This is a genomic window from Methylobacterium sp. E-041 (genome assembly GCF_022829665.1).
In the GTDB taxonomy this organism is placed as follows: Bacteria; Pseudomonadota; Alphaproteobacteria; order Rhizobiales; family Beijerinckiaceae; genus Methylobacterium.
The window spans coordinates 1-23,400 of record NZ_JAKSYQ010000042.1; the positions used below are offsets into that span (position 1 = coordinate 1).

The 23,400-nt window shown below is 62.3% G+C and carries 27 protein-coding genes; 16 read left to right on the top strand and 11 right to left on the bottom strand.

Annotated elements, in window-relative coordinates:
- The 6 genes from MKK70_RS02900 to MKK70_RS02925 all read left to right on the top strand — a co-directional run.
- Positions 1 to 228, top strand: a 228-nt coding sequence (locus tag MKK70_RS02900; RefSeq protein WP_243945731.1) for a hypothetical protein, incomplete at its 5' end; no start/stop codon positions are given.
- A gap of 317 nt (positions 229 to 545) precedes the next feature.
- On the top strand, positions 546 to 1,082 hold the full coding sequence (locus MKK70_RS02905) for a DUF2059 domain-containing protein (RefSeq protein WP_243932500.1): 537 nt from the start codon (positions 546 to 548) through the stop codon (positions 1,080 to 1,082).
- A 30-nt stretch (positions 1,083 to 1,112) separates the two neighbouring features.
- Entirely contained in the window at positions 1,113 to 1,412 is a 300-nt protein-coding gene (locus tag MKK70_RS02910; RefSeq protein WP_243932499.1) for an HU family DNA-binding protein, read from the top strand.
- 771 nt (positions 1,413 to 2,183) lie between these two features.
- Complete coding sequence (locus tag MKK70_RS02915) at positions 2,184 to 2,534, top strand: hypothetical protein (protein ID WP_243945733.1); 351 nt, start codon at positions 2,184 to 2,186, stop codon at positions 2,532 to 2,534.
- An 886-nt stretch (positions 2,535 to 3,420) separates the two neighbouring features.
- Complete coding sequence (locus MKK70_RS02920; protein WP_243945735.1) at positions 3,421 to 3,951, top strand: hypothetical protein; 531 nt, start codon at positions 3,421 to 3,423, stop codon at positions 3,949 to 3,951.
- 59 nt (positions 3,952 to 4,010) lie between these two features.
- Positions 4,011 to 5,024, top strand: coding sequence for a hypothetical protein (locus MKK70_RS02925; protein ID WP_243945736.1), 1,014 nt, complete (start codon positions 4,011 to 4,013; stop codon positions 5,022 to 5,024).
- A 14-nt stretch (positions 5,025 to 5,038) separates the two neighbouring features.
- Here MKK70_RS02925 and MKK70_RS02930 read toward each other — a convergent pair whose 3' ends face one another.
- Positions 5,039 to 5,203 carry a hypothetical protein gene (locus MKK70_RS02930; RefSeq protein WP_243932495.1) on the bottom strand — a complete coding sequence of 55 codons (165 nt, stop codon included), beginning with the start codon at positions 5,201 to 5,203 and terminating at the stop codon, positions 5,039 to 5,041.
- Positions 5,204 to 5,209: 6 nt separating this feature from the next.
- Positions 5,210 to 5,422: a hypothetical protein gene (locus MKK70_RS02935; protein WP_243932494.1), complete on the bottom strand. Its 213-nt coding sequence runs from the start codon at positions 5,420 to 5,422 to the stop codon at positions 5,210 to 5,212.
- Positions 5,423 to 6,352: 930 nt separating this feature from the next.
- Between MKK70_RS02935 and MKK70_RS02940 the strand changes: the two genes are divergently transcribed.
- Entirely contained in the window at positions 6,353 to 6,529 is a 177-nt protein-coding gene (locus MKK70_RS02940) for a hypothetical protein (protein ID WP_243945738.1), read from the top strand.
- A 288-nt stretch (positions 6,530 to 6,817) separates the two neighbouring features.
- Here the strand turns inward: MKK70_RS02940 and MKK70_RS02945 are convergent, their stop codons facing one another.
- Positions 6,818 to 7,162, bottom strand: a complete 345-nt coding sequence (locus MKK70_RS02945) for a helix-turn-helix domain-containing protein (protein WP_313899068.1) — start codon at positions 7,160 to 7,162, stop codon at positions 6,818 to 6,820.
- Between the two features lie 70 nt (positions 7,163 to 7,232).
- Here MKK70_RS02945 and MKK70_RS02950 point away from each other — a divergent pair, with 70 nt between their 5' ends.
- The 6 genes from MKK70_RS02950 (at position 7,233) to MKK70_RS02975 (ending at position 10,646) form a co-directional block, all read left to right on the top strand.
- Complete coding sequence (locus MKK70_RS02950) at positions 7,233 to 7,553, top strand: hypothetical protein (RefSeq protein ID WP_243945740.1); 321 nt, start codon at positions 7,233 to 7,235, stop codon at positions 7,551 to 7,553.
- 11 nt (positions 7,554 to 7,564) lie between these two features.
- Complete coding sequence (locus MKK70_RS02955) at positions 7,565 to 7,765, top strand: hypothetical protein (protein WP_243945742.1); 201 nt, start codon at positions 7,565 to 7,567, stop codon at positions 7,763 to 7,765.
- Positions 7,766 to 8,233: 468 nt separating this feature from the next.
- Entirely contained in the window at positions 8,234 to 8,473 is a 240-nt protein-coding gene (locus MKK70_RS02960; RefSeq protein ID WP_243932482.1) for a helix-turn-helix domain-containing protein, read from the top strand.
- Positions 8,474 to 8,731: 258 nt separating this feature from the next.
- The gene (locus tag MKK70_RS02965) at positions 8,732 to 9,115 is read left to right on the top strand and encodes a hypothetical protein (RefSeq protein ID WP_243945744.1); all 384 of its coding nucleotides are present in this window, start codon (positions 8,732 to 8,734) and stop codon (positions 9,113 to 9,115) included.
- Between the two features lie 58 nt (positions 9,116 to 9,173).
- On the top strand, positions 9,174 to 10,232 hold the full coding sequence (locus MKK70_RS02970) for a hypothetical protein (RefSeq protein WP_243945746.1): 1,059 nt from the start codon (positions 9,174 to 9,176) through the stop codon (positions 10,230 to 10,232).
- A gap of 3 nt (positions 10,233 to 10,235) precedes the next feature.
- Positions 10,236 to 10,646, top strand: a complete 411-nt coding sequence (locus MKK70_RS02975; RefSeq protein WP_243932478.1) for a hypothetical protein — start codon at positions 10,236 to 10,238, stop codon at positions 10,644 to 10,646.
- Positions 10,647 to 10,656: 10 nt separating this feature from the next.
- Here the strand turns inward: MKK70_RS02975 and MKK70_RS02980 are convergent, their stop codons facing one another.
- The 3 genes from MKK70_RS02980 to MKK70_RS02990 form a co-directional block, all read right to left on the bottom strand.
- On the bottom strand, positions 10,657 to 10,992 hold the full coding sequence (locus tag MKK70_RS02980; RefSeq protein ID WP_243932471.1) for a hypothetical protein: 336 nt from the start codon (positions 10,990 to 10,992) through the stop codon (positions 10,657 to 10,659).
- Between the two features lie 939 nt (positions 10,993 to 11,931).
- On the bottom strand, positions 11,932 to 12,201 hold the full coding sequence (locus tag MKK70_RS02985; RefSeq protein WP_147860252.1) for a ribbon-helix-helix domain-containing protein: 270 nt from the start codon (positions 12,199 to 12,201) through the stop codon (positions 11,932 to 11,934).
- Positions 12,198 to 12,842, bottom strand: coding sequence for a ParA family protein (locus MKK70_RS02990; protein WP_243945748.1), 645 nt, complete (start codon positions 12,840 to 12,842; stop codon positions 12,198 to 12,200). The genes MKK70_RS02985 and MKK70_RS02990 overlap by 4 nt, the downstream gene beginning before the upstream one ends.
- A gap of 559 nt (positions 12,843 to 13,401) precedes the next feature.
- On the opposite strand from MKK70_RS02990, the gene MKK70_RS02995 reads away from it, so the two are divergent.
- On the top strand, positions 13,402 to 14,358 hold the full coding sequence (locus MKK70_RS02995; RefSeq protein ID WP_243932460.1) for a site-specific integrase: 957 nt from the start codon (positions 13,402 to 13,404) through the stop codon (positions 14,356 to 14,358).
- A gap of 98 nt (positions 14,359 to 14,456) precedes the next feature.
- Here the strand turns inward: MKK70_RS02995 and MKK70_RS03000 are convergent, their stop codons facing one another.
- From MKK70_RS03000 to MKK70_RS03010, 3 genes are all read right to left on the bottom strand, one after another.
- Positions 14,457 to 15,929: a PAS domain S-box protein gene (locus tag MKK70_RS03000; protein ID WP_243945749.1), complete on the bottom strand. Its 1,473-nt coding sequence runs from the start codon at positions 15,927 to 15,929 to the stop codon at positions 14,457 to 14,459.
- Positions 15,930 to 16,143: 214 nt separating this feature from the next.
- On the bottom strand, positions 16,144 to 18,561 hold the full coding sequence (locus tag MKK70_RS03005; protein ID WP_243945751.1) for an EAL domain-containing protein: 2,418 nt from the start codon (positions 18,559 to 18,561) through the stop codon (positions 16,144 to 16,146).
- Between the two features lie 723 nt (positions 18,562 to 19,284).
- Positions 19,285 to 19,536, bottom strand: a complete 252-nt coding sequence (locus MKK70_RS03010) for a hypothetical protein (RefSeq protein WP_243945753.1) — start codon at positions 19,534 to 19,536, stop codon at positions 19,285 to 19,287.
- Between the two features lie 499 nt (positions 19,537 to 20,035).
- On the opposite strand from MKK70_RS03010, the gene MKK70_RS03015 reads away from it, so the two are divergent.
- Positions 20,036 to 21,724, top strand: coding sequence for a methyl-accepting chemotaxis protein (locus tag MKK70_RS03015; RefSeq protein WP_243945755.1), 1,689 nt, complete (start codon positions 20,036 to 20,038; stop codon positions 21,722 to 21,724).
- Between the two features lie 87 nt (positions 21,725 to 21,811).
- Here the strand turns inward: MKK70_RS03015 and MKK70_RS03020 are convergent, their stop codons facing one another.
- A complete protein-coding gene (locus tag MKK70_RS03020; RefSeq protein WP_243931862.1) occupies positions 21,812 to 21,979 on the bottom strand; it encodes a hypothetical protein in 168 nt (55 codons plus the stop codon).
- Positions 21,980 to 22,080: 101 nt separating this feature from the next.
- Positions 22,081 to 22,599, bottom strand: coding sequence for a MucR family transcriptional regulator (locus MKK70_RS03025; RefSeq protein WP_243945756.1), 519 nt, complete (start codon positions 22,597 to 22,599; stop codon positions 22,081 to 22,083).
- A gap of 167 nt (positions 22,600 to 22,766) precedes the next feature.
- On the opposite strand from MKK70_RS03025, the gene MKK70_RS03030 reads away from it, so the two are divergent.
- A partial coding sequence (locus MKK70_RS03030; protein ID WP_243945760.1) for a response regulator occupies positions 22,767 to 23,400 on the top strand: 634 nt, incomplete at its 3' end.

Below are 23,400 nucleotides of genomic sequence, written 5' to 3' on the forward strand. Positions count from 1 at the left end.
CTGGGCCGTCTGCACCTCAATCTGACGCAGCTTGAGCACGACCTGCTCCGCGTTCGTCTTCTGGCCTCGCCGCATGTCCAACTCCTTTGGTCCTGGCTGATCCTCTCAATCAGCCCGGTCCAAAGCCAGCCGGTCAGGCCAGGGGCTCGGCGTGAACCGTCCCCGGCAAAAGGCAAAGCGCCGTCGTCTCGGGAAATGATCCCGATTGACTCCCGGCAGGAGCTATGATGTCTGGGGGCAGCTCTGCGGTCCCCGGACCTCACTCGATTTCGACGGCCTCACCCTTGCCGGGGTGGGGCCGTTGGCGTTTTGGGCTTAGGTCTTTCTCGCGGCCTTGATCCCTTATTCCAGCCGGCTCACGACTCGCCACAGGGCGCGCACAGGCCGGACATGGCATGTCGGCTGGGTGACACCGTTAAGTCAACGTTGCGGAGTGGATCGTCACTGGCGTCGTTGGCGGTTGATGCAGCCGACATCGAGCATGGTACGAGAGCAAGCGTCCGGCCGTAGGGCTGCGTCGTCCTTAATCGCGATCGGATCAGCCAATGCGCCGCTTAGCCCTTATCGCTTATTGCCTCGCCGTTTCCGTCCCGACCGTGGCAATGGCGCAGTCAGCAGCCAAACCAGCTGCCCCGGCCGCCACGCTTGATCCTGCGACGCTGAAGGCGGCGCGCGAGGTCGTCGCGCAGATGCAGGGGGATCGTACCGCGCTGCTGAACGCGATGGCGGCACCCATGGTTGGCATGATGCAGCAGATTGGGGTCAAACAGCAGGATCAGGCCCAGGCCCTGGTCCAGGAGGTGGTGCTGCCCACCCTCACGGCACACTTCGACGAGCTGCTGGACATCCAGGCACGCGGCTTCGCTGGGGCCCTCGGCAAGGACGACCTGCAGGTTATCGCCGCGTTCTACGCCACCCCGACCGGCAAGCGTCTGGTCGCTGCCCAGCCCCAACTCGCGCAAGCGCAGCTCGTAGGAACGCAGCAGTGGATGCAGTCGGTGACGCCTGAGATGCAAGGCAAGCTGACCAAGGCGATCCAGGCCCACGGGTGGGGATCGGCCGGACCGACGAAAGCGCGCTGACGGCCCGGTAGCGAGGGCGGCCGCATCGCCATGATCCGATCCGAACTAGTCCGGCGCCTCGCCGACGCGAACCCGCAACTCTACGCGAAGGACTGCGAGGCCGTGGTCGATGCCATCATAGGCCGGATCGCAGACGCCATCGCGGCCGGCGATCGTGTCGAGTTGCGTGGGTTCGGCTCCTTCACTGTCGTGGAGACGCGGGCACGGATGGGGCGTAATCCGCGGTCCGGCGCCTCCGTTGCCGTCGAGGCCAAGGCCAAGTTGTGCTTCAAGGCCGGCAAGGACATGCGGGACCGGCTGAACCCGGAGGCGAGGGCGACGACACCGTGAGCGACGACCTATTCTATGAAGGCGCCGAAGCACTCCGCGCAATCGGCCGGTAGGCTGAACCGACCGGTGACGATCTGAGCCTGTAGCTGGTCAACGGCCACAAGAGCAGCGCCGGCGAACTGATCGCGCTGACACTCTATATGGACCGATCGAGGGGCCGGAGCGGGCGCAGTGAGCCGAAGTTGAGGACGGCGGAGTAGCGCCACTCTTGGGACTGGGGATCACGGCTGATCGGGCTTGGGAGCCTTCAGACGCTCGCGCGCATCAAAACCAAGGTAGGGCTCCGCTAAGATAGCCTCACGCCCTTCGCGGTCTGCGATTTCCCAAAGCCGGATCAGGTTTTGAAGGTAGGGCGGGACGCCGCCATTCTTCTTCCCAGTCAGCCCCTCCGACACAGCAGTCTCAGTTCCCCCAGCGAGCTTCGCAAGCTTCGCCTGCGAGAGCCCAGCGCGTCGAGCACGGATCTGCCAAGGATCATTTTTCACGACAGATACGAATATCGCCCATAGGGACGGCGTACAATCCACCAGACTGAATGCGATCCCGCGCAGGATTGATGCGCTGATATGGCCGCACCCTACGGCTCACTCGCTAAGCACGATGTGGAATAGAGGCGCTAGGCTGTATCTCCAGGCGAATTTGTCATCTTTTGATCAGTCTCTTTGGAGACAAAAATATGATAACTTTTATTCGGAAAAATGTGAAACTTTCCGTATCGCCTGTACGTCCTATCACTGTTTCGTACATCGAACGTTCAAATAGGAGAAACCAATGCATTCTAAGTTTTTGGCTTTTGCCACGCTGATTGTAGCAGTTTCGCCTACGCTGGCGCAGGAAGCGCAGCAGCCTGAAGTCACAGTCGAACAGAGGAAATTGACGAGTGACGAGAAGGCCGCTCAGATCCGCGTATTGATCGAAAAGGCTAGGATCAGACAACAGGCGGTTGATCGGAAAAACGAAACCATGTGGTCGCGATGGACGTACGCTGTTTGCATTGGCTGCGGGCCATTTGATAAGCACGCTCGAGTAGTGTTCACGAACCCGCTGCGCGTTCTTGCTGGCATACGTGCGGCTGATGATGATGAAAGGCAACGAGCATCAGGGCTCATTAGCCATCTATAGATAGTTAATGTCCATTTAATATCGTATTTTCATACCGCACTTCCCATCTATTTTTACCAAAGAAATACCTTGAAGAAAATCATTGATAAATGCCGCTCATGCGGAATTACGATAAATATACTTTTTGGCGAAGGGTGTGCCATCACGCGCGTGAAACACACGGATCGTTTACAGCACTGTAACTGTATGTCTGAACAAAAATGTCCAATGGTGATCTTATCGATGGCTGCGCATGACTGTGAGCCAATGCCGCTGAACGGATGTCGCCCAAACACCTCGCATCAGTTTCAATCCATAGTGGATAGCAAAGGATCGAAGCCAAGCTGTTCGGCGTGATCCGCGTCGACTACTGCGGCCGCCTTATAATCAACGCCCGCCGCGTCGAGGCATCGGTGATACCTGGATCCGATACGGTGAAACAGATCTTTCGGCGGGACCGGCCGGGGTGCCCCGTTGGCGTGCCGGTGTGGTGGGCCGGGCCGTAGGCAGCAGGCCCGTCCCCCCGATCTGATCACGGGGTGACGGGTGCTTCGTCTATCTCACCAGCGAACCGGTCCTGAGCCCGGCTTGAGGGTAAGGTGCCTCTGATCGGTTACCGGCGGGTCAACGATGTCCCGCTCGTGATCCGGCTCCCACTCGGCACCCTACCTCAGTGCTGACGCGCTCTCGCGATTGAGCCTCTTGCGTCGATCCCGGCTAGCGTTGACTCGGGCGCGAGGGATTGGCGATGCAAACCGCAGGGGTAAGGGTTTCGGTGCTGGCGTGGTCGGCCAGCGTCCGGCGAAATCGCAGAGTGCGGAAGGGAGCCAAGTCCGTCGCATGGTTTCTGGCTGACTGGCCTGGCTTCGCTACGGCCGGGTGTCGGGCGACCGATGCCGAGATCGGCGTGGAACTCGATCTGAAAGAGAACACGATCAAGAACGCGGTGCTGCTCCTGCGCGCGCTGGGCCATGTCGCTTGGGATTGGCGGACGATCCGGGGCGTGGAGGTGCGAACGATCCGCCCAGCGGTTGCAGCTCGCCAAGCTTACATTATCAAGCAGGCTGAAGCGGAAGAGGCCGACAAAGCCCCGTCAACGCCGGCCGAGCAGGAGGCTGCCAGCACCGAGGGAGAGTGCTCGCCCGCTGCCATGCCGGCTCGGACCAAGCGTCCAGCGCTTCCAACCTACATGCTGCCTCCGGATCGGCAGATCCAAAAGGCGAAGGGCTTCGCTCATCGCCTACCTTGGACCAGCCCTCTTCGCTGCTCCGCGGACTGCGGACGGCAGGCAACGTTCATCTGCGCCGATGGGGGCGACGTATTTTGCTATGCGGATCGCGGCTGCGCGAACGCTCCTGTAGTCCTCGCCCAGTTCGGGATCGGTCCTGAGGCCCAGGCGGGTGGCCGGACCAGCTATGGCGATTTTCGAGGCTCCTAAGCACCCTCAGATGCATGCGGTCCGAGACGGTTTCTCGGCGCATGTAACAGGGGGCGACGATGTCCGATCGGAACGTCGAAACACCGACGCAGACGCCGGAAACCGAGCGCGCCTACTACAAGCGGGGGCAGTCCCTATTCGTGCGAGCGACCCGCGAGACCGGAGTTGATCCCCTTACGCCGCTCGCCTTGGTGATGTGGTTCCTGGCTGCGCATAGGAGGTGGTCCAGGCGGACGGTCCGGGTCTATCGTGCCTCGATCCGTGCCTTTCTCTGGCGCCTCCTTCAAGAGAACCCCAACCGTGCCGGGCTCATCCTCCCAGCTTTAGATCTCCTTGCGACGGTAGCCGACCCTCTGTCCCAACGCCTTGTCGCTCCAGAGCAGACGGTGCGATCGAAGCTCACCAGCGCGAACAAGCGGAAGCATCTGACGGAGGCCGAAGCCGACGCCATCGACCGCGTGCTTGCGAGGCTCGGGCATCAGTACGCGGCTCTGGCTCGCGGCTACCTCCGGAACACATGCCGGCTGGGCCTGCGCCCGAGCGAGTGGCCGACGGCGCGGCTGGTCGGGCGGCACCTCGTCGTCCGGAACGGCAAGAACATGAACGGCCGTGCCAACGGTGAGGTCCGTGTCCTCGTCTTGGACGAGTGGCTGCCCGAGCGCATCGAGATCCTGGACAGCTTCATCGCAGCCCTTGGGTGGTTCGTGAAGAAACACGGGTGGGACAGGGTCCACGCCGGCATCCGCCGGGCGCTGCGTGCAGCCTCGATCGCGACCGGTATCCCGAGCCTCGTTCGCCGGCCAGTCACACCCTACACCTGCCGGCACGTCGCGGCGGCCAGGCTGAAGGCCGTCACGGACAGGGCCGAGGTCGCAGCGATCATGGGGCACGCGACCGACGAGACCGCCAGCATCCATTATGCCCCGCGCTCGGCCGCGAAGGGTTGGCAGCCGATCCAGACGCGGGCCGCGGCCGGCGCCACGGCGTCGATCCGCCGGACCTACAGAGAGGTGCCCGAGCGTTTCAGCTCTCCCCGAGAGGGGAACGCCCCTTCGATGAGACCGGGGGCGTAGCCCGCACGGTCGCATCACCTCAACAAGGCAAGGATCTCGTCGTCGGTAGGGAGGCGGCTCGGCCCATGCCGCAGGGTATCGATCCACTCATCGATCTCGTTGCGGTCCCATCGGATGACGCCATGGCCGAGGTCGATCGCCTGGGCACCGCAGACCCGCATGAACGTCGGCAGGGACATGCTGCATTAGTCCGCTCCCCGCTCCGCCCCGTGAACGATCTGCTGCAGCAGCGAAGGAAGCGGAAGGCCGTACTCGTCCAGCAGGAAGGCGGCGCTGAGTAGCGCCCGGATATGTGGCTCCGGGACTGGCCGACTCATGATCTGCGCGTCCAGCACCTGATCCGCGAGGAGGCCGGCGAGGCGGGACAGTTCGGGCAAGCGTTCAGATGAGGCGATCATGTCTCACGATCCCGAAGCTGGGTAGCGGCTCCTACCGATCATAGAGCATCATTCTCGGCACAGGCCCGCAATGCGATGCGCCCGGCTTCAGTGATCTCCCACTCCCGCGAGCCATCATCGGCGGTGGCCCCAGTCAATACGGCGTACCCGCGCTTTTCGAGCTGAACGAGCCTGTGCATCGACGTGCTGTAGAACCGCGGCGCTTGGGTCAGAAGGGTCAGCGTGTAGTGCAGGCTCGGAATTAGCTTGTCCTTCCGGGCTGGTCCCCTCACGGCGCCTTCTGCTCCCGAAATCGAATGCCGGCGCCACTACTGTTCTCATGCTGGTGCTTCCGATCGCCCCGCGGCGAGGGTGGAGCCCTGTTGCCCTGCCGGAACTCGATCAGCGCATCGGCAACGCTCTTCGTTCGAGGTGCAGGCGCCTTCAGACCATCAATCCAGGAGTCCAAATCCTGACGGTCAAACCGATCTAGACGCCTATCTCCAAAATCGATTGGGCTCACCGAACACCGCGCTGCGAAAGCTGCTGCCGACAGACCGCAGTACGCTGCAGCCTGTGTTTTGGTGAGAAGCCGAGTGGCGGGTAAGGGCACGCGACGTTCTCTCATGGGCTACCAGTACCCCCATCGCGATCCTTCCGCCCTGTGAACCAGAAGACGAGGAGTGCGGCTGCAATCGTAACAACTGCGGCAGCGATCATGACGAGGAGGAAGGGATCGTCGATCATGGTCTGCCTTTCAAGCTGTCGACCTTCACGACGCCTGCCACGCCCGGAACCAATGCCGGCATGTTCAAAGGCGGCAATTATATTGTTCTCAACCTAAATACTCAGCCTGCCTGGCCCCGAACCAAACGAAAGTTGGCCGGTTGGGGCCTTATGGAAAAACAGCCCTCCAGCTCCGACGGCCCGGATGCGAGGTTGCGCCAGAGAATGGCGCTCAACCTCATGCTGGACGAGTTCGCCATAGATGCGCTGGCCCAGGCGTTGTCAGTGCTGCGAGAAGCGGATGACCCCGACGTACCCAATCTGGAGCACGCGGTCCGAACCCAACGTATCAGCATCATGAAGCAGCGTGCGATCTTCGGTGCAGCCGGGATCGCCGTCTGATGGAACAGCAGCCTCTCTACATCGTCCGCGGGACAGCCAAAAACGGGACCGTCACCTACAAATGCCCGACACCTGAATGGGCGGTGCGCAAATATCGCGACCTGACTGCACGCAATCTAACCGATGTCGAAATTACAGGGCCAGGAGGACAGTCGTTGAGCCTCGCCGATCTGGAGTCCGTATCGAACGAGGCAGCTGTCCCAATGGCTCGCGCTGCAGCTACACACGTATGAACCGGTACCGAGATCCGCATCGTAGCTCTACCGCGTAGCGCCGCGGTCATTCAATTTACCCCTCCGCGCCGCCGTCGTTCTCGCTCGTGAGTTGATCCGGGCGCAGGCCCTCGTCCACCTTGGCGCCCTTCCGCTCCCGGAACCGGATACCGGCACCGCCCCCGTTCTCCGGGATGAACTCCAGGCCGGCGGCTTCGAAAGCCTGAGTAAGGACGGTCAAGGTAGCTGCGCGTGGCGCTGCACCTTCCGCTTCGAACTGGCGCACGGTCACGACGCCGACGCTTGCAGCCTTCGCGAGGTCCGCCTGTGTCCAATTCAGGAGACCGCGTGCGGCCCGGCATTGTGAAGGGGAGATCATGGTCGCCAATATGGCGAAACCATCGAATTTCGACAAGAGCAATTAAAAGAGCTTGATCCGTTAAAAAGCATCGCTTATAGATTGATCCATCGAAAAACGACGGATCGCCCCAATGCGCTTCGCCAACCTCATCCCCGCCTCGCACATCGCCCGCAGCGCCGACCCGCGCCTGACCGCCAACGCCCGCCGCGCCGTCATCACCGCGAAGGCTGCCATCGTTGCCGCCACCGAGAGCGCCAAGCGGTTCGATCGCACTGAGGCGCTGGTGAACCGGGACGGCACCTTCAACCGCTCGGCCATCATGCGCGCCGCGATCCTCTCCGCTCAGGCCCGCATGGAAGTGACCGGCGACGCCTGGGGCGTGTGCATGTCCTACGCCCTCAAGGGCGCCTGGGCCGCCGCCAAGGCGTCCCGCCCCTACCGCGCGCACTGAGGGCCGGACCGATGGCCGCCGACCTCATCCGATCCCCCGCCGTTCGCCTGCTGCACGCCCGGCAGGATCACGCGACCTGCCTGCGCCTCGCGGCCTCCTACCGCCACCGCATTGCGGCCGGCGAGACCGATCAGCGCGATGCCCATGCCTGGGCGCTCGGCAACGCCCGCCGCTGGCGCCTCGTCGCCGCCGAACTGAGCGAGACGCGCTGATGGCCGACCTCTCCCGCCGTGGCCTCCTCGGCGCCTTCCTCGTCCTTGTGTCGTCGCGGGTGCCGGCTATGGCCTCCGACCGGGTGCTGCCGGCGATCCGCTGGGCCGAGAAAGCCGATGCTGCCTATTCCGCCTCAGGGCGTGTCGCGGCGGATCTCGCCGCCGCCGGTCTGCCGATGCCCGCCGGCTGGCGCGCATACAGGGCTTCCCTGGCCCATGTCCGCCGGCTTGCCCGCCTCGACCTCTACGCCCTGACGCCGACCACGCCTGAGACCGCCGCGGCGCTGGCCGCCTACCACACCGCCCGCGGCGAGCGTGCTGGTAGCGCAGGTGCCCGACGTGCAGCCCGTCGCCGGCTCCGCAAGGTTGTTCGCCCGGCCGGGTTCCGTGTCGCCGCCCCACCTAGGCGCTGGCGCGCGGCGTCCGTCAGCCGCCGTGAGCGCCGAGATGATCCGATGAGGAAGCAGGATGAGCTCTCCTTCGAAGCGCGGTCAGCAGATCGCTCGGCGGCCGATACCGCCGGACGCCTTGGCGTATCGAGTTCCGGACGCCGCCACGATGATCGGCGTGTCCAAGTCCAAGGTGTGGGCCATGATCGCAGCGAACGAGCTGCCGGCGCGCAAGATCGGCGCAGCGACCGTGATCCGACACGAGGACCTGAAGGCGTTTATCGACGCGACCAAGCCTGTCGTTCGGCATACCCCGTGATGTCGATCGAGCCGCGCCAGCCGCCGTAGCCGGCGCCGTTCTTCTCCCCTTCGCCTTCCCTGCCTGCCTGCCCTCACGAGCCCTCTGGAGCCCGACCGATGACGCACGTCCATTTTTCCCGATTTTAGTCAGCCCCTGCGTTCCATCTCCCTCGACGCGGAGCGCATCCCCTTCCACGCGGACCCCATCCTCGCGGCGATCGAGCGGCATTCCGAGGCGTGGAGCCTGTTTCAGGTCGCCCCCAACGGCGAGACCTCGATGCGCGCCGAGGACGATGCGGACGCCGCGCTGATGGCGCTGCTCGGCACGCCCTGCGCGACCCGCGCCGGTATGCTCTGCCTCGTCCGTCATCTGCGCTGGTTCGCTGCCGAGGAAGCGCCGAACGCTGCCAGCCACGGCGATGCCTGGGCCATCGCACACGCCCGCGAGGCCGACCTGTCCCGCTGCCTGGGCGTGGAGCCGGTCCAACGCCCGCCCCTGGCCCTGCCGTCCGGCCGGCTGATCGGGCCGACGATCAACCTTCGCCCGGCGCCGACGCCTGCCCGCCTCGGCCGCGTCATCGAGACGGCCGGCGAGTTCCTGGCCGCGGTGGCGATCATCGGCGGCGGCTGCGTCCTCACGGGGCTCGCGTCCCTGCGCTGAGCAATCCCGCAGTCCAGCATTTCAGACTGCTAGCAACCTAGAAAACAAGGTTTACGACATGCGCACTCCGTTCAAGCGTCAGCCCACCGCCGATCCGATATCCGCCATGCGCGAGCAACGCGCCGCGCTGGAGGCCAAGGCCTCAACCTTGAATACGGGCAAGGATCGCCGGCCCGACGCGACCGCCTCCGTGCCCCCGGCTTCCTCCGCCGTGTCGGTCGCGATCCACGAGCATCTGAGAGCCTACGCGGAACGGCTCTACGCTCAGGTCTACAAGATGGAGGATGCCGACACGCGCGCCGAGCAAGAGCGCGCCGCGTTCCGGACGGTTCTCCACACTCCGCTAGCATCGGATGCCGAACGTCTCGCCTACGCTAAGGCCGTCATCGAGCGCGCGGCTGGGGTCTACGGCCTCGAATGCCACGGCAACACCCGTGCCGCCTGGATGCCGACCGCTTACCGTAACCTAGCCTTTGGCGAGTATGCGCCGGAGTCCGACATGGCGCCGCCGACGCCGGCCGCCGCGGGTCCGGTCGCGAGCGACCTGGGGGTTGCCCTCGCGCACGAGGTCGTTCGCTACTTCGGGACCGATCCGATCAATCCTGCGCTTGATGGGGATGCGGCGCTTCGCGAGCAAGCGGAGACCTTGCTTCGCACCACGGCTCCCGCAGCGCATCCGGGACTGTCTACCGTGGAGGCCGAGTTGACGGCCCTCGTTGCGGAATATGAGGGGTTCGCTCGCGTCAGCGATGAAGCCATGGCCCGTGAGGATGATGCCGGCTTGCCGCTGCCCGAGAACCTAGAAAACGCGATTGATCGGGTCCGCCATTTCGCGAACCTGGGACGCGAGGATACCGTGCGGCATGTCATGGCCCTTCCGGCGACTACGCTTCTCGGCTTCGGGCTCAAGGCTCAGATCCTAGAGCACGATGCAGGCGCGGCCTGGGATGGGAGCGACGCGGACACAGACACCGCGCGGTGCCGGGCGCTTCTGCACGGGCTGATCGCGGCTGCCGGGCTCTCGCCGATCCCGCGTGTTGACGTGACCCCCGATGAAATCCGCGGCTGGCTCGCGGACCCCGAAACCGCTCCCGGCGCATCCCGCGTGAAAGCCTGAGCTATGAGCAACGTCATTACCTTCCGCCCGCGCGCTACCGTGGCGCAGGTCCCTCCGGCCCCGTCGCCGGCCGAGACCCGGCGCATGATCGAGGAAGCGGCACAGAGCGCTCTCGACACCGCGGACAGCCTGCTCGCGATCCTCGACCGCATAGACGGGGATGCGGACATCGAGGGCGACGGGGAGGCGGAACCCTCGCTCGCCGCCCCTGAGAACCACCACGTCAGTCAGGTCGTGTGGATGCGCGGGAACGATGCGGACCGGGAGGCAGAAGCACCGGAGGTCGTGCTGCCGGTCGTGGTAGCTGAGTGCGCGGTGATCCCGTTCGCTCCCCTGCCCTGGGGCGGCCGGGGCAACATCCTCACCGTTGCTGGCGTAGCTTTGCTCGACATGGTGGCGGGAGGCGTTCGTTAATGCGGCGCCCTCAGCCCTTCTTCTTGTAAGCCTCGATGGCGTTCCGGCATCCAGGCGAGAGCTTGGACATGTTCCTGTTGAAGCAGGCGCGCGTCTCAGGGCCGTCCTCAGGCGGCAACCCGGTGCATAAGGTTGCGAAATCGCCAGCACAGAGCAGCTGCATGGCGGCCTTATCCTCGGGGGACACCGGAGCGGCCATGGTCGTGCTCGCTGTGAGCGCGGCAAGCACGAAGCCGACCCCAAAACGTACCAGCATCAGGTTCTCCCGAGACACCCGGTGATCCGGGTCTGAGGCGAGAACCACACCAGATGCCCCATGGTTGCGCTTGGGGAAGCCCTGTTCCATCTCGCTTTGCTAGCGTGGTCAGGGTCCAGCAATGTCATCTCGACCGCCGGCGTGGCGTTCTTGAAGATGGTGGCGGGACGCTGATATCACTGAGCTGTCGGGGGCCAGCGAGGGCAGTGCTCCTACTGCTCCCTCGAAATGCTCGCGACCACGTGGGGCATATGCCGGAAGGCCCTCGGCCTGGTTCGCCAGGATACGTTCTCGAAGCGCAACGGCACGTCGGGCAATCGCCCCAGCATCGCAACGGCGGCAGGGTCCACCACGGCCGCGGGCCTGACAGTTGGTAGGGTGTTGGCATGAGGGACGTGGCATTGCGGCCAGGATAAGCAATTCGAGGCCAGTATCACCCCCCCTCCCCGTGCACGGTAGCGGAACTCGTGGTGATGTAGCTGGCAGGATCGTGTTGTCGTAGCAGCTAGGCTCATGTTTGCGCCGTCATTGCCTGGAGCTAAGTTCCTGACAGGTTCCTCCCCCGAACCGTTCTCAACACACCCCGGCGCGCTCTTAACCCCGACGCGCCGTTTTCGTTGGCGTGACCATGGGAGGAGCGTACCGTCCCACCACGAACCGCCAAGGGATGGTCGATGCGACGCTTGGAAAGCTGGATAGCCCTTGAGGCTGAGGCGCTAACTGATCGGATCGAGGCTCACCGAGCCGAACACGCCGCGATTACTAAGGCATCCCGCGCGATTTTTAAGGCGTCTCGGACGGTCATTGAACGAGCGGCAGTTCGTGCCGCCACGTCCCGCAAGCTCCTGGCGCCGCGATCCCGCAATAAGGGCTGATGCGGTCAGGTAGGCTTGCTACCTAGTACCACATCATCGCAGCTCGCCCGGCTTGCATACCCGACCGTGGCGCGGCTGTGAGGGACGGCTCGATAGCACGATAGCGAAGTGTCAACCTGTCAAGCCGTCAACAGGCCAAGACATCGAGACGGGCCTACGTCTTGTGACCATGCCGTCTCAGGACATCGCGGATCGCGTCCTCCGCGAGGGCCTGGGCGGTGGTGTCCTGATCCAGGGCGATCTGTCGAAGCGCTTTGCGCTCGGCCGGCGTCATGCGAACGATGATCTGCACCCGCGCGTCAGTTCCCTTGGCGGCTTTCGCTAGCTCGGCGGGCGCTTGGACTGGGCTATCGGCTTCGGGCGGCGCCACCTTGCGGGCGAGGCGATCCGAGAGGCTGGTGAGCGGCTGGCGTTCGCTGGTCATAGGCCCTGCCCTTTCATGGTCTCTTGAACCTCGTGCCATAGCGCCAGCATTTCTTCTGCGGCGCGCCCGTTCGGTTCGAACTCGTTGACCGTCTGCCCGCCGATGACGGCGTGAGACATCGCCACCCGCTGTGAGACCACGGATCGAGCAACGGTCGCCCCCATCCGGGTCAACGTCTCGCGCGCCTCAGCGACGATCGCGGGCTCGCTAGCGCCGGTCCGCGGAGACGCATGGTTGATGATGGCAAGCAGCACTGTGCCGACGCGTCGGGATAGATCGAGCGTTGCGGCCACGGCCGCGAGATCGAACGGGCCAGGTCGCGTTGGGACGATGACGAGATCGGCGACACGCATGGCATCGGCGATCGAGTTCTCTGCATGCGGCGGCGTGTCGATAATGCTGTAGGCCACGCCCTCGGCTTCAGCCGCCGGCAGGATCTTGGCAAGCTCGCGAGCCTCGAACTCGACCATGGCCGGCGTGTCGCCCTGTCGTAGATCCCACCACCATTTCAGCGACCGCTGCGGATCAGTGTCGAACAGGAGGACCGGCTTGCCCGGCCCGGCCGCAATGACGCTCAAGTGTGTCGCGAGCGTCGTTTTGCCGACGCCTCCCTTTCGGGCCGCTATCGTGATGGTTCGCATTCTCGCCGTCCTGCCGCCTCGACGCCGAGACTGAAAGGCGTCTGCTTAACAGTCCGTCAAGCCGGATCGACGCCACGACGCATCGACGGCTCCCAATCACGCTGTCTTGACCGCTAGCCCCTTTGCTATCCTTAAGCATGGACGTTTCGACGTTGAGACAGCTTGCTATCAAGATGTCATTAGTTTAAGTTCCGATAACGGTCATTCTCGGAAGTTTCAGCCGGTAGGCAGTCTCAATGACAGCGATCGTTCTGATAGATAGGACCAGCGGTGAGCGCTTTCCGATGAAGCCGGACTATGGCTCACCGTGCAACGGTTGCGGCTACTGCTGCGCAGCCAAACCGTGCGCCATTGCGCTCGAACATATCCCCGATCATCCAGCCGAGGGCGCGTGCCAAGCGTTGGAATTCGAGGACGGTCAGTTCCTCTGCGGCATGATCCGCCGGCCGGGCCACTACATGGGCCTTCCGAACGATTGGGCGGACGACGTGCTGGGCGACATGATCGCGACGGCCCTCGGGGCCGGAAGGGGATGCGATGCGGAGTTCTGCCCCCCCCGATGCAAGCCGTCGCGGTTCTGCCCCTCGCCGGGGGCAACCTGTCGGCCGAAGCGCTCGCCCTGGTGCGTGACTATCAGCGCGCCTCGAAGGCCAAGGCCACGGTCCGCGCCTATAAGTCGGATTGGGCGGCCTGCACGGCCTGGTGCGGCAGGCATGGCGTGTCCTCGCTGCCGGCGGCGCCCGAGACGGTGGCGGCATCCCTCTCGCACGAGGCGGCAGCCGGGCGGGCCTCGTCCACGATCGGCCGGCGGCTCGCGGCCATCGCCTACGCGCACAAGCTCGCTGACCTCCCCGACCCAGGCACGCACGAGACGGTGCACGCGGTCATCAAGGGCATCCGACGCCGGCCCGACATGGAGATCCGCCAGAAGACCGCCGCGACGGCCGAGGTGCTGGCAGCCATGCTCTCGCACGCCCCGCCTGGGCTCGCCGGCAAGCGGGATCGAGCGTTGCTCGGGCTCGGGTTCGCAGGCGCCTTCCGCCGATCAGAGTTGGCCGCGCTGCTGGTCTCCGACCTGACCGACCACGCTGATGGCCTGCGCGTGCTAATCCGGCGCTCGAAGACAGACCAGGAGGGCAGGGGAGCAGAGAAGGCGATCCCGCACGGTCGGCACGTTCGGCCGGCGGCTCTGCTGCGGGACTGGCTCTCGGCTGCTGGCATCACGGACGGGCCGGTGTTCCGACCAATCTCCCGGTCAGGTCGGATCAGGGCCGAAGCCCTGACGGATCGCAGCATCGGGGACATCGTGAAGCGGTATGCCGGGGCGGCCGGGTTCGATCCGGCGGCGTTCGGCGGTCACAGCCTGCGCGCCGGGTTCGTAACGACGGCGGCCGAGCGTGGAGCCGACCTCGCGCGCATCATGGAAGTGTCAGGCCACCGCGACCCCCGGACCGTCCTCGGGTACGTCCGCCGGGCAAACGCCTTCAAGGATCATGCGGGGAGCGGGTTCTTATGACCAATTCACGATCTTGAACAAGGCCCACTTTACGCGGCGAGGTGATTAGATACTAGAACTTCGTGTTGGTGGTCTGCCTATAAATATTAAAACATGCTCTAGGCCGCCAGCGAAGCCTCGCGCACCTTAGCGGTTGACTGATTGACCTGCTCGGCCGCTTGCGCAATTGCATCTATTCCGCTCGCGAGACTAGCGGCGCCATGGGAGGCTGTCTGCATAGAGATTGACATCTCTCGCGTCACCGCTGACTGCTCTTCCACCGCCGCCGCGATCGCCGATGAAACCTCATCCAGCTTACTGATCGTGCCTCCGATAGTACCGATGGCATCTACCGCCCGCTGTGTCGCCCCTTGCGTAGCACCGATCTGCTGTCGGATCTGATTGGTGGCCTTGCTGGTCTGTTCCGCAAGCTGCTTGACCTCCTGCGCTACAACCGCAAAGCCCCGTCCAGCCTCCCCAGCACGCGCAGCCTCAATGGTTGCGTTCAGGGCTAAGAGGTTGGTTTGACTAGCGATTGCCTGAATAAGTGCGACTACTTCACCGATACGGGTAGCCTGCTCGCTCAAGCCTGCCACGATCGTGCCGGTCTCCTGTGCCTGCTCGACCGCCTGTCCTGCGATATGCGAGGCTTGCTGTACCTGCTGACTGATCTCCGACACGGAAGCCGACAGCTCTTCCGCGCCTGCGGCAACCACCTGAATGTCGCCCGAGACTTGATGAACCGTCCCGGCAGCGACCACCGCTCGCTCAGTTACGGCATGCACGGCTTGGCTGATCACATTGAGATCATTGCTAATGACAAGCGCCTTCTCAGCTCGCCGCCGTCGTTCGTAAACCTGATCAGTCACGTCGGTAGCAAACTTGACCACTTTGACTAAACGTCCGTCATCGTCACGTATCGGATTATAAGTCGCCTGAATGAAGATCTCGCGTCCACCTTTCGCAATGCGGCAATATTCTGCTGCTTGATACTCGCCACGTCCAAGTGCGGCCCAGAACATCTCGTAGGCCAGCGTCTCGCGTTCGGCGTGATTGACAAAAATGCGGTGGTGCTTTCCCTGGATCTCGCTCAGCTCGTAACCGACTGCAGACAGGAAGTTAGCGTTAGCCTCAAGGATGGTCCCGTCAGGGGTGAAGGCGATAACGGCCTGTGAGCGATGCAGAGCAGCGACCTGTCCGTTGGTATCAATGCTGCGTGCTTTCTGAGCCGTGATATCGGATGCAAAGACAACGATCCGGGCCGGCTTGCCGGTACGGCCGAGAACAGGGTTGTAGGAGGCAAGGATCCAAACTTCCTTGCCGCTCTTGGCGATCCGCTTGAACTCGCGGGTTTGTGGCTTGCCGGTCCGAAGGATGGCCCAAAATTCTTGAGTCTCGGCACTATCTCGCTCGGCCACTGGAAGTAGCAGGCTATGCGGCTTCCCGATTAGCTCCTCTCGACTGTAGCCGACGAGGTTGAGGAAGTTGGAGTTGGCCTCACGGATCGTGCCATCGAGATCGAGGTCGATGCATCCGCGTGAGCGGTTGATGGCAGCTGTCAGGGCGCGCAGCCGGAATAAGAACAGGGGCATGGATTTGCTCGGCGATAGGGTGACTTGGCGCTAGGAGAGCATTTGGATGATACGATCTGAAATATTCATTAATTTTTTTGATCGTGGCAACGTTTTTTGCATATCTATAAATAGGGACGAGGATGTTTATTACTTCTCCGCATAGCTCTGCGACCAAGGTATTTGCACTTATTGATCAAAACTACGTCAATATTTAGATTAGTGTTACGATCTATTATGCTGATACTCGCATTAGTGGCAAGGTGAACAATGCCGTAAGCCGTGCCTGATCCATCTCGGAGACGGCTAAGGTCGGCCCAGGTCGGGCGAACAGGTAGCCCTGCATCTGCTCGCAATGCAGCTCGCGCAGGATCGACAGCTGTTCGACCGTCTCGACACCCTCGACCGTCACCTGTAGGCCGAGGTTGTGACCAAGGTTTACGATCGCGCGAACAATCGCGAGTGTGTCCGCGTGCTGTCCAAGCCGTCGCACAAACGATTGATCGACCTTGATTTTGTCGAACCGAAACTGTTGCAAGTAGCTGAGTGATGAATACCCAGTGCCGAAATCGTCCAAAGCCAGACGCACGCCCAACCCGCGTAGGTCGGTAAGCACCTTTACAGCTTTCGCGGCATCCTGGATGAACACGCTTTCGGTGATCTCAACCACCAGCCGTGCAGGGTCGAGATTATGCCGCGCCAGCGCTGCCGCCACGGCCGCTGGAACGTCGGATTGCCGAAATTGGGTCGGCGAGACATTGACTGACACGCGCCATGGCTGCGGCCAAGCCGTTGCCGCCGCGCAGGCGGTGTCGATCACCCATTCCCCAATCTGCCCGATCAGATTAGCCTGCTCAGCGACTGGGATGAACTCGTTTGGAGAGACGAACCCGCGCTGCGGGTGCTGCCAGCGAATTAACGCTTCGAAAGTCTCGATTTCGCCGGTACGAGCGTTGACGATCGGCTGGTAGAACAGTCGCAGCTCGTCACGGGCGATCGCGCCGCCGAGTTCGTGTTCGAGCTGTCGAACCGCCTGCAGCTGCGCGTCCATCGATGCCTCGAAGAAACGTACTGCGCCGCGCCCCTCGTCCTTGACCCGGTACAGGGCGGTATCGGCGGCCCGCAGTAGAGTTTCAGCCGTGCTGCCATCGGCGGGATAGAGGGCGATACCGGCGGAGGCACCGATTTCGACGCGGTGATCGTCAATGCGGAATGGGCGACGTAGGCCAGCAATCAATCGTCCAGCAATTTCGGCGACCTGCTGGGGGGCGCGCGCACCGGTGAGTACCACTACGAACTCGTCACCGCCGACTCGGGCGAGGGTGTCGGTCGGACGCAGCTCGGTCAACATTCGTTTGGCTGCCTGAACCAGCAGGGCATCGCCGGCCGCGTGGCCGTACAGATCGTTGATTGCCTTGAACCGATCGAGGTCGAGACAGATCACCGCGACGCTGTTACCGTCTATGGCTGCTGCATCCAGGGCAGGGCCGAAGCGTTGCTCCAAGAGGTAGCGGTTGGGCAGATCGGTGAGGGCGTCGTGCAAGGCGAGATGGCGGATGCGTGCTTCGTCGCGCTTACGGTCGGTGAGATCGCGTAGGGCGACCGCGGTGGCGGGCTTGCCGCCGAACTCGATTGTGCGGCAGGACAGCTCGACCGGCACGCATGTGCCGACGGCGGTGCGGATCGCGAACTCCTCCGGACGCAAATCTTCGGAGCGGCAGCGTGTACGCCGCAGCAGCGCTGGCGCGTCGGCCTGAGCAAACAAGTCGAGCACCGGCTTTCCGATAATCTGATCAACCGGCATCGCAAACAGGCGGGTGCCGGCTTGGTTGACCTCCAGGACCCGGCCGTCGCGATGGATGAATAGCACCTCATGCGCGAGGTTGCTCAGCAGGCGCATACGATCGAGTTCGAGCAGCGCGCGCTGTGAGAGATGCTGTTGCAGCGTCATGGCTACGAGGCCGGCGATCAGCACCACGAGGCTGACGACGCCGACTGCCAGCGCAAGCGAGGTCGACCTGAGCACATAACTCTCGTCCGTCGGTAGTGCGATCGGCGCCACAGTGACGGCGGCCATGCCCGTGAAGTGCAGGCCACAGATCGCGAGCGCGAGCCATCCTGTGACTTCGATCTTGCGGCCAAGGCCACCGAGCGAACGGGCGCGTGCCAGGGCAAGAACGGACAACATGCTGCTAATCAGGATCGAGGCTACGACGTAGCTAGGATCGAAGAAAATGAAGCTGGAGGCACGCATCGCCCCGACCCCGATGTAGTGCATGCCGGTGATCGCTAGAGCGAGCACGGTACCGGCCAGCACGATCCCGAGTAGGCTCGGGGATGAGCGCCGCCAAAGGATCAAGGCAGCCAGGGTTCCGATGGTGGCTACAACCATCGAGGCTACGGTGAGGTTTAAATCGTAGGCGATGTGAGCCCCGGGAAGGAAGGCGAGCATGGCGACGAAGTGCAGGGACCAGATGCTACCTCCGAAGATGACCGCAGCTGAAATTAGGGCTCGCGATGTCGCGCTAGACGCCCTATCGACCCGCGCCATCAAGGCGACGGTAGCGAAGCACCCAAGTGCGCAGATGAGCGCCGAGAGAGCGACAAGGCGCAGGTCGTGTTGCTGCGCAACGCAGGTGAGGACGCGGATCATTGATGCTTCAATCGCTGCGGGGTGATGCAACCGTAGGTATGCATAGTACCGCGCCGATAACTACCGATTGGTCAGCGCAACCATCGAATTATTACAATGGTTAATAAATAGTTAAATATTACTTAGAATTTTGCCTCTCTAATACTTGTTATCAAAGAAAAAATGCAATCAATGTGACAAATAAAACATTTCTTATAAGATATGAAATGAACATATCGCTATTTAAAAAATACGGACTTCGAAACGAATAATGAAGTGATTAGTCAAATTTATATCGTCAATAGATTTTCACCCTGTCCCGGACTCAGCGGATTGGTTTGTCCGAGAATGTTGATAAATACAACGTCTATGATCAGCAGCTCAGCATCGACCACCTGATAGATGCAGGCAAACAGGCTGCCAACATTAGTGGAGGCCCCTTACCCCTGGGCAGGCATAAGTGAGCATCTCAGCCACGTGCGACGGCACCTAAGCCGAGCGTATCAAGGACGCGCTTACGGTAGGAGGCGTCATCCTCGCTGAGGTCACCCTTTTCTAAGCGAACGATCATGGATGGGTCGACGCTGGCGAGTTCGGCCAAGGCCTCGACGGAGTAAGCGCATCGCAGGCGAGCAGCGCGCACCTGCGATGCCAGGCGTTGGTGATAGTCCGAGGGAGGATCGTTCGAAATGCTCATAGGCCGGCCTACGCAGGTCGAGAGCACTCGGTTTCATCACGTGCCTGCTAAATTGATCCCGATGGCTTTGACCGGGGCAGCCCCAGATCCGTCAAACCAAGCCCCTGCGCCAAACCGATCGCAGCCTCCAGTGAAAGATCGTTGCTGGTGCCTTGTTCGATCGCGTCGATAACGCTCGGATCGGTCCCCAGGAGGCGTGCAGCGGTGATCAGATCCAAACATAGCTTGGCACGCGCCGGTCTCGCATGGTGGGCAAGGTTCTGAAGTAGGGCCCGTTTTCGTTCCGCTGTTTGTTCCATGCACACTGCATGAGTTCCTCGTGAACGACGAATTGCCGCTCACCGAGCATAGCTGTTTAGACCCGACATCCTCCTACCTGTGGTTGATCCCCTGCCATTCCTACAACGCAAAAAACCCGCTGTGGGCGATCTCGCTCTTATCATGGATCAGTCTGGGTACCGCGATCCGCGCACGGTGGTTGGCTACGTCCGCCGGGCGAACGCCTTCAAGGGGCACTCGGGGAGCGGGTTCCTGTAGAACTTAGCTGTCTAGTCCCGCTTTGACCCACGCGCGTCTGTCCGGCGATACCAAGCCATAACGATGATAACCGATAGAGAGCTTGGTCCGCATTACTGCCGCTGCATTGCCATAACAATAACCCTTGGTGCTATGCAGCTAGACCTGAAAAGGGGCTGATGGCGCCTATTTGAGCAAAGATCTAGTAGTCAGATTATTAACCATATCAAGCTAAGCGTCGAGATTGGCCCATACTATCTTTAGATCGATCGGACGTCGTTCGTGCGCTTAACTTCAATCTCGATCAAGGCGAAACTTATCGCCGCCTTTGCTACGCTTTGTGCCTTGATGCTGGGTGTAGGTGCCGTTGGGTTATGGGGTATTATAGATCTGAGCCGGGAGAACGCTAATCTTGGGCGCAACACTGTTCCGAGCGTGCGCTACGCGGGCGAGTTACGTGGCAACGTCATCGATGTGCGGGTTAGCGTCGTCAATCACGTACTCTACGCTGAGCCCAGCCGCATGGCCGCTGAGGAGCAAGCTTTGTCGGAAAAGATGAGACTGGTCGAACGGGCTGCCGATGCCTATGCGCCGCTCGTCAGCCTACCGGGCGAGCAGGCGATGTTTGATACCTTTAGGCAAGAATGGAAATCTTTCATCGCGGCGGTCGATGGTGTCCTTGCGCATTCACGCGCCGGGAAGAAGGACATCGCACAGAACGAGATGACCGAGCGTGTGCGTCCACGCATCAAGGTAGCAGCCAAGGCGCTGGATGACATTCTGGCACTTAACAATGCGGCGGGTGATGCCGTTGTAGCGCAGGGCGAGGCGACCGCCCAACGGGTCCAAGCTCTAATGATTGTGATCGGTCTCGCGAGCGTCGCCTTCGCCGCGGTGCTCGCAGGACTTATAATTTGGAGCATTGGGAAGGGCATCCGCACCGTGCTCGCTCCTATGGGCCGTCTCGCCTCAGGGGATCTCGCTGCCGACATTCCTTATCAAGGCGTCCGCACTGAGATGGGTGCGATCGCCGATGCCGTGCAGGTGTTCAAGGACGGTCTGATCCGGATGCGGTCTCTGGAAGAGGAGACCGCGCAGGCCCGTCTGGCTGCCGAGGAGCAGCGCAAGGCCGGGATGCGCCAGATGGCTGACGGCTTCGAGGCCGCAGTTGGGGGGATCATCGGCATGGTGTCATCATCGGCGACCGAGCTGCAGGCCACGGCCCAGACCATGACCGCGACGGCGACGGAAACGGCGAGCCAATCCACGACCGTGGCCGCCGCCGCCGAGGAGGCCGCCACCAACGTCAACACGGTCGCCGCGGCGGCCGAGGAGCTTGGCTCATCGGTGCAGGAGATCAGTCGCCAGGTCGATGGCTCTGCTGCCCTCGCACAGCAGGCTGTCACCGAGGCCGATCAAACCGGAACGCTGGTGCAGGAATTGAGCACGGCGGTCTCGCGCATCGGCGACGTGGTCGGCATGATCTCCACCATCGCCGGACAAACCAACCTTCTGGCGCTGAATGCCACGATCGAGGCAGCCCGTGCCGGTGAAGCGGGACGAGGCTTCGCCGTGGTCGCTGCCGAGGTCAAAGAGCTGGCTTCGCAGACGGCGCGGGCGACCGACGAGATTTCGGGACAGATCGCACGCATCCAGGCGTCCACCGGTCAAGCCGTGACGGCGATCGGTGGCATCGCCGCGCGGATCCAGGAGATCAGCAGCGTGGCAACGTCCATCGCGGCGGCGGTTGAGGAGCAGGGCGCGGCAACGCAGGAGATCGTGCGCAACGTCAGCCAGGCAGCGATGGGTACAGGCGAGGTCACGAGCAACATCGCCGGCGTGGCCGGTGCGGCCGAAGAGACGGGCGCTGCGGCGAGCCAGGTGCTCGGCGCGGCCTCGGAGCTGTCGCGTCAGTCCGAGACCCTTGCAGCTGAAGTCGGACGCTTCCTCGCCACCGTTCGAGCAGCTTGATAGGATCAATGTGTAACCGCCTCGGTAGGCCTTAGGGCCTATCGAGGTTTACGATGCCGATCCGGCCCGAGCGCCGCTCGTCAGAAGCTAGGCCTGACCGTCCTCGGCCGCCTTGTCCGGATCATTCGGCTTCTTTTGAGCCTCGACCACCGGGTCTTTGTTCTCAGGCTCACCGCCGGTGGTTGGATCTGGGACGTTCACGCCCGTGATTGGCACGGTGGGTGGAATGGTAGGCTCGTGATCGCTTCCAGCCATGACCTGATGCTCCCTTCCCGAAGGCACCGTTCAGACGGCGCTTGGAATGCGGCGGAGCTGTGAAGGTGTACTCCAGCGCATAAAATGGTTGCTGAGCAGCTTTAAGCCGTCTCGGCGGCCTTCTTCCGGCCCTTGGCCTGCCCGAAGCGGGTCTTGAGCGCCTCGGAGATCGTCTCTCCCGTATCAGCAGCCTTCGAGGCCGCCTTGCGTCGCTGCTGGCCGAGGCCGAGTGAACGCGCCAGTTCGGAGCGCTGCGCGGAGTAGTTCGCCGTCGTCATCGGATAATCGGCTGGCAGACCCCATTTTGCGCGGTAGGCTTCGGGGGTTAGGCCCCGCAGCGTTAGGTGACGGCGCAGCGTCTTATAGGATTTACCGTCCTCGAAGCTGATCAGCGCATCCGGCGTGACCGACTTGCGGACTTGTGCCGGCGTCGGCTTCTCAACTTCGGGCGATACAGGTGGCACCTGCCTGCCGAGGCCGGTAAGGGAAGCATAAACGCTAACGATCAAGTTCGGCAGCTCGCCAACTTGAACATGGTTGTTCGAGATATAAGCCGAGACGATGTCCGCAGCCATTGCCGTAAAGTTGAACTCTACAACTGCTTCTATTTCATCTGACATGAATTATCCTGCTTCGAAAAACCGCTTTAAGCCAGACTAATCGGAATATGACCGGACAACAAGCCAAGGCGGCGTGACAGGATCATCGACACAAGCCAACATTTGCAGAGCAGCATTTTGTTAAGGATAGTGGGTTAGGAGTTTTTAACGTTTTTGGGAATTGAGCGATGCGAGTTCTGCTGATCGAGGATGATGCGTCGGTAGCGCAGAGCATCGAGCTGATGCTCAAGACGGCAGGGTTCAATCCTTTCGTCACCGATCTCGGTGAGGAGGGGATCGATCTCGGTAAGCTCTACGATTACGACATCATCCTGCTCGACCTGAACCTGCCTGACATGTCGGGCTACGAGGTGCTTCGCCGCCTTCGCCTCGCGAAGGTGAAGACGCCGATCCTAATCCTGTCGGGCATGGCCAGCATTGAGGACAAGGTGAAAGGCCTTGGCTTCGGTGCTGACGACGACCTCACCAAGCCGTTCCACAAAGACGAGCTCGTAGCGCGCATCCAGGCGATCGTCCGCCGGTCGCAGGGGCACATAGACGCTGTGGTGACTGTAGGCGACCTTGCGGTAAACCTCGACCGGAAAACCGTCGAGATTGCTGGACGCCTTGTTGCCTTGACGACCCGCGAGTACCAGATGCTCGAACTTCTTACTTTGCGTAAGAGCCCGTCCGATAACATCCGGCAGGGGTTGAGTGGCCGGGATGGCGGTGATTCCAGAAGGGTGCTGAAGCCTGATCTGGATGTGCCATGTGGACCCCGACCACTCGCCGGCAGCATAGCCGTTCGCGCCTGCGCTACGA